This window comes from Paraburkholderia sp. (assembly GCF_035501035.1).
Taxonomy (GTDB): Bacteria; Pseudomonadota; Gammaproteobacteria; order Burkholderiales; family Burkholderiaceae; genus Paraburkholderia.
This window is the reverse complement of record NZ_DATJWR010000041.1, coordinates 1-3,272: the sequence shown is the minus strand read 5'-3', so window position 1 is coordinate 3,272 and position 3,272 is coordinate 1. Positions and strand designations below refer to the sequence as shown.

At 59.6% G+C, this 3,272-nt stretch carries 4 protein-coding genes; 2 read left to right on the top strand and 2 right to left on the bottom strand.

Annotated elements, in window-relative coordinates; translation table 11 throughout:
• Nucleotides 1-256 precede the first annotated feature (256 nt).
• Complete coding sequence (locus VMJ11_RS02550; protein WP_325616600.1) at nt 257-340, bottom strand: CoA transferase; 84 nt, start codon at nt 338-340, stop codon at nt 257-259.
• Between the two features lie 542 nt (nt 341-882).
• Between VMJ11_RS02550 and VMJ11_RS02545 the strand changes: the two genes are divergently transcribed.
• A protein-coding gene (locus VMJ11_RS02545; protein WP_414694275.1) for an IS3 family transposase occupies nt 883-2,147 on the top strand; the annotation gives its coding sequence in 2 pieces (ribosomal slippage) (nt 883-1,144 and nt 1,144-2,147; 1,266 coding nt in all).
• Here VMJ11_RS02545 and VMJ11_RS02540 read toward each other — a convergent pair.
• Entirely contained in the window at nt 2,144-2,563 is a 420-nt protein-coding gene (locus VMJ11_RS02540; RefSeq protein ID WP_414694274.1) for a porin, read from the bottom strand. The genes VMJ11_RS02545 and VMJ11_RS02540 overlap by 4 nt on opposite strands.
• A 396-nt stretch (nt 2,564-2,959) precedes the next feature.
• Here VMJ11_RS02540 and VMJ11_RS02535 point away from each other — a divergent pair.
• A partial coding sequence (locus VMJ11_RS02535; protein WP_325616598.1) for a LysR family transcriptional regulator occupies nt 2,960-3,272 on the top strand: 313 nt, incomplete at its 3' end.

Below are 3,272 nucleotides of genomic sequence, written 5' to 3'. Positions count from 1 at the left end.
GGCCATGAAGAGACGGTCATCCGGCGCGTCGCCCGGACATTCAGATGGCGGCTCCCCCGCCAGCAAACGGACATTCGACCGCCGACGTCAACAACCTCGGGCCTCGAACAGTCTCTCGTAGGTCGCGGCGCCGCAATATTTGCGATGTGCGCGTTTAGCTTCGCTAGTTCCGCCGCCCGGCGTCGGTCTTGAGATTGGCCGTGACCGACTGCTTTCCGCGATTGCACGCGAAGTAGTACGCAGATTCGTCGCCGACCTAGGGCTCGAAAGTGCGTGTCTCGTCGCCCGTGCCGGGTTGCTCAATCTTGATGACGGTCGCCCCCAGCTCGGCGAGGATCATGTCCGCGAACGGGCACGCAAGCGCGCGCCGTTGTAGCGTCGCAGATTGACGAGTTTAAGGCGTTTCCTCCGCGTCAAAAGGCCGCGTCATTCAATTTGGACGCTGTAATGGATCAATTGAACGATGCTGGTGGAAGTGCGGGGCATTGAGACGCGATAAATCTCCAGAAGGCAGATTGGCCTGGTGATCATCCGGATCGCCAGGCCGACTTCTTGTTGGCGGACCGTCTCCGTTGTTCTGAGCATTTCTGTTGTGCGCAGTGCAGATCGCACTCTACTGTCTCCTGCGGGCCCACTCAACAGTTTGCGCGGCATACAACGTGACCCGAACAGCCCGTTTTTTCCGCTGTTTTCATAGCGGAAAGCGCCGTTGCAATGCCATTGAGCCGCGGGCGGTTACGTTCGCGAGGGCGCGTGTTCGCTGTGCAACCCGACCATTGCGCGCACGCGGAACTGCGCCTCGTAATCGAACCAGAGTATTGCGAAAGTGAAGTTGACCCGCGAAAACGGACACCTATCCTTTTGTGAAGGAGGTGTCGGAAAATGGGCAAGCATCGTACACCGTACCCTGCGGAGTTCCGGGCGCAGATGGTGGAACTGGTGAAGGCAGGGCGTACGCCTGAGGAATTAGCACGCGAGTTTGAGCCGACGGCGCAAAGCATCATCAACTGGGTCGCGCAGGCCGATCGTGACGCCGGCGTGCGCCAGGACGGGCTGACGACGGCCGAGCGGCAGGAATTGACGCGGTTACGTCGCAAGGTCAGGCAGCTTGAGATGGAGCGCGACATACTCTCTCACGCGGCTGCCTGGTTCGCCCGGGAGACGGGGGCCGTACCGCCGAAGGGTACGGATTCATGAAGGCGAACCGGGCCCGGTGGCCCATTGCCACGATGGCGCGGCTGCTGCGTGTCTCCACCAGCGGCTACTACGCGTGGTTGGTACGTGAGCCGTCGAAACAGGCATGCAGTGACGCGCAGTTGCTTTCGCGCATCCGTACACTGCACGCGAGTTCGCGCGGCACCTATGGTGCGCCACGCATCCATTTCCAGCTTGGACGCGAGGGCATGCATGTCGGACGCAAGCGCGTAGCGCGTCTGATGCGCCTGGCCGGTCTATGCGGCGCAAGCCGTCGGCACTGGAAGCAGACCACGCGAACTCGCGCGGGGGCACGGCGCGCACCTGATCTCGTACGCCGTCACTTCAGTGCCGACGGGCCTAACGTGCTGTGGGTGGCAGACGCCACCTACATTCCAACGAGCGAGGGATTCCTGTACTTGGCAGTGGTGCTCGATGTATTCAGTCGTCGTGTCGTGGGCTGGGCGATGTCCAACCATCTGTACACGGAGCTGATGCTCAGGGCGCTCGATATGGCGCTCGCACAGCGCCGGCCCGAGCATGTGATTCATCATTCGGACCAGGGGTGTCAATACACGTCCATTGCCTTCGGGCGGCGCTGTCGCGAAGCACGCGTGCAACCGTCGATGGGCACGGCCGGCGACGCCTACGACAACGCCATGTGCGAATCATTCTTCGGCACGCTCGAAGCGGAGTTGCTGTCGCGAGAACACTTCGCGACCCACGAACAGGCGCGACGTCGTCTCTTCTGGTTCCTCGAGGGCTGGTACAACGTGCGCCGCTTACATAGCAGCATCGGCTACTGTTCGCCGCTCGAATTCGAAGAGGCGCACATAGAAAAACAAGCCGCTCCGGAGTGCAGGTTGCCCACCGTCGGGCGGCGTCATGGTCGTGACAGGCGACCCGCCGCCCGCCCGTGGACAACCTGCGATTCATCGATCAATGGAGGCTAAACCGCACATCGATCGCAACTGCAAATCCGTCCGTCGAAGCGGGTCAATCTCATCGATAGGCCAACGAAGGCCTGGCGATTGAACTGTGTGCCGCTCGAGCTGAAAGCACCGGTGCCGATATTGAAGCCATTTTCCAACTGAAAAATGGCCGCCAGGCCGCCGCCGAGATCTTCGTTGCCCTTTATGCCCCACCGATCGCCGAAGCTACCGCCACTCAAAAACCCGAAGCGCGACTTGCTCGCATAGGAGACGGGATGACCCGCAGCGCCCTCGTTCTGGGCGACGCCAACGTTGCTGACGTATTGCACGCCCGCATCAATCACGCCATAGAGCGTGACCGTACTTTGAGCGGAAGCGCTGGTGATGCCCGAACTAACCAATGCTCCGATCAACAAAGCCGACTTATGCCTGTTCAAAACGCCTCCGGTGTGTGATGTGTCAAAAGACAACTATAAAAATACGTTCCCACGGGCGCCCCAGTTGGCGCCCCCCCGGGTCGGCAAGAAATAAGACTTTCGGTAAGGCCTCGCCAGTTCGCCACATCGCCTCACCGATCGAGTCGATCGAGTCGATCGACGAAGCGTCAGACCATGGTCTGACCATCGATCGATGCGATACGCTCGATCACGTTTAGCTATCCGGCGCGACTCGGACAGATTTCACGTTGTCTCGACCTTCGACCGACAAAATATAGGGATGCGTAAATATGACATCCAGTTCAATTTTGTTCGTTTAAAGTAACGCTATGTAATACGTTCGCAAACAGCCCGGGAGGTTCAGCGCGCCGGGGTCGTCAGTGAAAGGAGCAAACGTTGGCAAAGTTGAATGCGAAGCAAATGGAGGTATTTGTTGCCGTAATGACACACGGTTCGATTACCGCTGCGGCTCAACATCTGAACGTTTCCCAGCCAGCAGTCAGCCGGATGATCGAGCGATTTGAGCAGGCAGCGGGCTTCGTTGCGTTCGAGCGGAGACGCGGTAAGCTGTTCCCAACTCCCGAGTCAGAGATCTTCTTTGCTGAGGTGAGACAGGTATATCGGGGAATCGAGTATCTACAGGAGGTCGCGAGAGAGATCGGCTGCACCGGACGAGGCTCTCTGCGTGTCGGGGTGTTTCCAGCGTTCG